The sequence below is a fragment of the Streptomyces sp. genome (assembly GCF_050698815.1).
In the GTDB taxonomy this organism is placed as follows: Bacteria; Actinomycetota; Actinomycetes; order Streptomycetales; family Streptomycetaceae; genus Streptomyces.
In genome coordinates this window covers 1-3,951 of the sequence record NZ_JBOHCV010000018.1, presented here as the reverse complement: position 1 = coordinate 3,951, position 3,951 = coordinate 1, and the positions used below count along the sequence as shown (strand labels likewise).

At 73.6% G+C, this 3,951-nt stretch carries 5 protein-coding genes; all 5 read right to left on the bottom strand.

Annotated features, from left to right (window positions below; all coding sequences use genetic code 11):
- Nucleotides 1-577: bifunctional transcriptional activator/DNA repair enzyme AdaA (locus tag ACRDP3_RS00625; RefSeq protein WP_431514794.1), on the bottom strand; the 577-nt coding region annotated here is incomplete at its 3' end.
- Nucleotides 578-608: 31 nt separating this feature from the next.
- Nucleotides 609-1,835 carry an MFS transporter gene (locus tag ACRDP3_RS00620; RefSeq protein WP_431514793.1) on the bottom strand — a complete coding sequence of 409 codons (1,227 nt, stop codon included), beginning with the start codon at nucleotides 1,833-1,835 and terminating at the stop codon, nucleotides 609-611.
- Between the two features lie 84 nt (nucleotides 1,836-1,919).
- Entirely contained in the window at nucleotides 1,920-2,453 is a 534-nt protein-coding gene (locus ACRDP3_RS00615) for a hypothetical protein (protein WP_431514795.1), read from the bottom strand.
- Between the two features lie 73 nt (nucleotides 2,454-2,526).
- Nucleotides 2,527-3,129, bottom strand: a complete 603-nt coding sequence (locus ACRDP3_RS00610; RefSeq protein WP_431514792.1) for an AAA family ATPase — start codon at nucleotides 3,127-3,129, stop codon at nucleotides 2,527-2,529.
- Nucleotides 3,130-3,186: 57 nt separating this feature from the next.
- Nucleotides 3,187-3,951, bottom strand: a 765-nt coding sequence (gene rsgA, locus ACRDP3_RS00605; protein WP_431514791.1) for a ribosome small subunit-dependent GTPase A, incomplete at its 5' end; no start/stop codon positions are given.

Sequence of the window (3,951 nt, the reverse complement as noted above, 5' to 3'; positions counted from 1 at the left end):
GCCGGGTGCCGTGCCCGCCGCGCGCGGCGGCGGCGCGCAGCGCGCTCGGGGTGCGCGCGTAGATCTCCCGCATCGTGTCGTTGAACTGCCGGACGCTCGCGAAGCCCGCCGCGAAGGCGATCTCGGTGACCGGCAGCGGAGTGGTCTGGAGCAGCACACGTGCCGTGTGCGCGCGCTGCGCGCGGGCGAGGGCGACCGGGCCGGCGCCCAGCTCGGCGGTGAGCTGGCGCTGTACCTGCCGGCTGCTGTAGCCGAGCCGGACGGCGAGCCCCGCGACGCCTTCACGGTCCACGACACCGTCCCCGATCATGCGCATCGCGCGGCCGACCATGTCCGCCCGTACGTTCCACTCCGCCGAACCGGGCACCGCGTCCGGGCGGCACCGGCGGCACGCGCGGAACCCCGCGCGCTGCGCGGCCGCCGCGGAGGGGTAGTAGCGCACGTTCTCCCGTTTCGGAGTGACCGCGGGGCAGCTCGGACGGCAGTAGATGCCGGTGGTGCGTACGCCGAGGAAGAAGACCCCGTCGAAGCGCGCGTCCCGGCTGCGTACCGCCTCGTACCTGCTGTCGTCTGTCATCACGCTCCCAGTGTGCGCCCGCCCGCAGGGCTCACACTCGCGGAAATCGGACACGGCCGTCAGCCGCCCGTGCGGCCCGCTTCCGCCGCCCGTACCGCAGCAGGACGAGCGCGATCAGCAGGTAGGGGAGGGCCGCGAGGACGAAGAGCGTGCTGTGATCCCACCAGGCGGAGCCCAGGCCGTAGGCCGCGACCAGCAGGACCGAGAACACCTCCGCGCCGAAGCCCGCCAGGGAGCTGACGGTGGCACGGGCGCGGTCGGTGACACGGTCCTGGAGGAGCGCGTCGCACGTGACCATCGCCCACTGGAAGATGCCGAAGGCCAGCGCGAGCAGCGGTGTGGCCGCCGGGCCGCCGACCGCTCCCGCGGCCAGCGCGAGGGCCGCCACGGCCAGCGCGGGCGCGAGCAGCCGGTGCGTGCCCCGGCCGGCGCACCAGCCACCCACCGCCACTCCCGCTGTGACGATGAGGATCAGCGGCGGCACCGCCGCGTCGCTGACGTCCATGGACTGCACCAGCAGCGGAACGTACTCGTCGATCATCAGCGCGCCTGTCACGGCCGAAACCAGCAGCACAGCACGGAGGGCGGCCCGTGAGGCGCGCAGTTCGGCGAGTCCGGCACGGAGCACGGCGCGGAAGCCAGGGTCCGCGGCCACGTCCGCGTCGCGGTCACCGTCACCGTGACCGTCAGGGCTGCTGAGCGCACCGCTCCGCGACTCGGGGAAGGACCGGCCGACCAGCGCGCCGAGCAGGCAGACCGCGACGCTGGCGAAGCCCACCGCCGGATAGCCGCCCGCGCCCAGCACGGGACCGGCGAGCGCGGTCGCGGCCATCATCGCCGTGGTGCCCAGCGCCTGTGAGCGGCCGTAGAGGCGGGCGTAGGAGCCTGCCGCGTCCGCCCGTGCCAACTCCTCGTAGAGCAGGGCCTGCAGGGTTCCCGAACGCAGCGAACTGCCCGCGCCCCACAGCACGAAACCGGCCGCGAACGCGGCATAGGAGGGCAGCCAGGTCCACAGTGCGAAACCGGCACCGCTCAGCAGGGGCGCCAGCACCAGCAGCCGGCGGCGCGAGAAGAGGTCGGCCCACATCCCGGACGGGACTTCCAGGGCGAAGGTGACGCACGACCAGATGATGAAGAGCGAGGAGATCTCGGCAGCGGACAGCCCCGTCCGGGCGAACAGCAGCGCGTAGACGGGGTAGAGCAGGATCAGGTCTTCGAGGAAGGCGTACGCGTAGAGCCTGCGGGTGAGCCGCGCCACCGCTCTCGAAGGTGCGTCCGTGGGAGTTCTCGTGGAAACTCAATGTCGCTGGACCATGCCGCCAGCGTACGGGAGAACGGGCGGCTACGGGAGTACGGGCGACGACTCCGGCAGCCGCTGGAGCAGTCCCCAGGTGAACTCCGCGATCACCCGGTGCGGCACCCCCGCCTCGTCCGGGGCGGTGCAGGCCAGCCGCCAGCGGCCGGGCGCCGAGCCCTCCATCGGCCGGGCGGGGGCGAAGGCGCGGGCGGCCTCGTCGACGGTGCACGACCACGGGACCAGGTCCCGCACCGTACGCAGCTCGGGTCCGGCCGCGCCCGGGGCGCGTACCAGCCACTCGGTCACGACACCGCCGCCCGGAACCGTCAGCACCTCGAAGCGCAGGCCGGGCCAGAGTGGCACCGGCCAGGTCAGGGCCTGGCAGTCGAGGTCGCCGATCCCGCGGCGCTCGGTCTGCTCCGGCGGGCCGAGCACCGACCGGTAGCGGCCGACCGCACTACGGGCACGGGGTGAGCGCACCATGGCCTGCCAGCGCCGGTTGGCCTCCCGCATCTCCGGGCGCCCGGCATCCAGTTCGCGCAGCGCCTCCGCCACCAGGTCCGGCTGGAAGTCGGCCATTCTGCGCAGCAGGACGAGCTGGAACTCGCGGGGGCCGAACGGCCGCGACGGGGTCACCGGCACCACGCGCCCCTCAGTCGCGGCGGACGTGCTGGAGGGTGACGCGGGCGCGGCGCAGCCGCCGCCGCAGCGGGCCGTAGGTGTCCGCAGTCAGCTCCAGCCCCGCCGACCGGGCCACGGACTCGGCGACCTGCGGCACACTCAGCTCGTCGGTGTGCAGATGCGTGGCGAACTCCGGTCGCCGCAACCCGTCCAGGCAGCGGTCCACCTGCCCGATCGCCCACGTCTCCCGGCGCACCCCGCGCAGTCCCCGCCGGTGCAGCCGCCGCATGACCGTCTCCCGCGAGGCGAGCAGCGCGGAATGACGCACGTCGTGGCCCTCGTCCCGCAGCCTGCCGACGATCTCCTCGAAGTACCTCGGCTCGACGAGAGTCATCGGCACGATGACCGGACCGCTGCTGTGCCGCCGGAGCAGGTCGTCCAGCACCTCGAAGACGCCTCGCCGCCAGGCCCGGTAGTCCTGGTAGTCGGGCCGCGCCTCCCGCGGCAGCATCCGGTGCAGCCCGCTTCCCAGGTGCTCCGGGTCGGAGACGACGCTGCCCGGCAGCCGTCGGTGCAGCTCGAAGGTGGTGTGCGTCTTGCCACCGCCGAAGGGGCCGTTGATCCACAGAAGCATGGCGGAGACGGTACTCCCCGTCCCCGCCACGTCCTTCCCGCTCACGTCACAGGGTCGTCACGGCGTCCGGCGCGGTCCGCGCTTGCGCTCCATCATGTGGCGGCCGAGCGCCTGCTGCTGCTTGGACTTGTGCTTCTGCTCGGCCCGCAGCCTCGCGTCCGTACGGGCGGCGAGGCGGGCGTTCTCACGCAGCAGCTTGCGGTAGCTGGCCAGCTGGCGGTGCGGCAGCGTTCCGTCGTCAACGGCGGCGAGCACCGCGCAGTCCGGTTCCGCCTCGTGCCCGCAGTCGTGGAAGCGGCACTCCCCCGCCAGCGCCTCGATCTCGGCGAAGGTCTGTCCGACGCCGTCGTGCGCGTCCCAGAGGCCGACGCCGCGCAGGCCGGGGGTGTCGATGATCACCCCGCCGCCCCGGGCGGCGGGCAGTGGCAGCAGGTCGCGGGTGGTGGTGGTGTGCCGCCCCTTGCCGTCGCTGTCCCGGATCGTCCGTACGTCCTGCACCGACTCGCCCAGCAGCGCGTTGGCCAGTGTGGACTTGCCCGCACCGGACTGGCCGAGCAGCACGGTGGTGCCGCCTGCGATGACGGCGGCCAGCACGTCGATTCCGTCTCCGGCCTCCGCGCTGACGGTCAGCACCTGGACACCGGGGGCGGACTCCTCGACGTCGGCGGCGAGCTGGCCCAGGGTGTCCGGGTCGTCGACGAGGTCGGCCTTGGTGAGGACGACCAGCGGCTGTGCGCCGCTCGTCCAGGCCAGGGCGATGAAGCGTTCGACGCGGCCGAGGTCCAGGCCGGCGGCGAGGGAGACCGCGATGAGTGCGTGGTC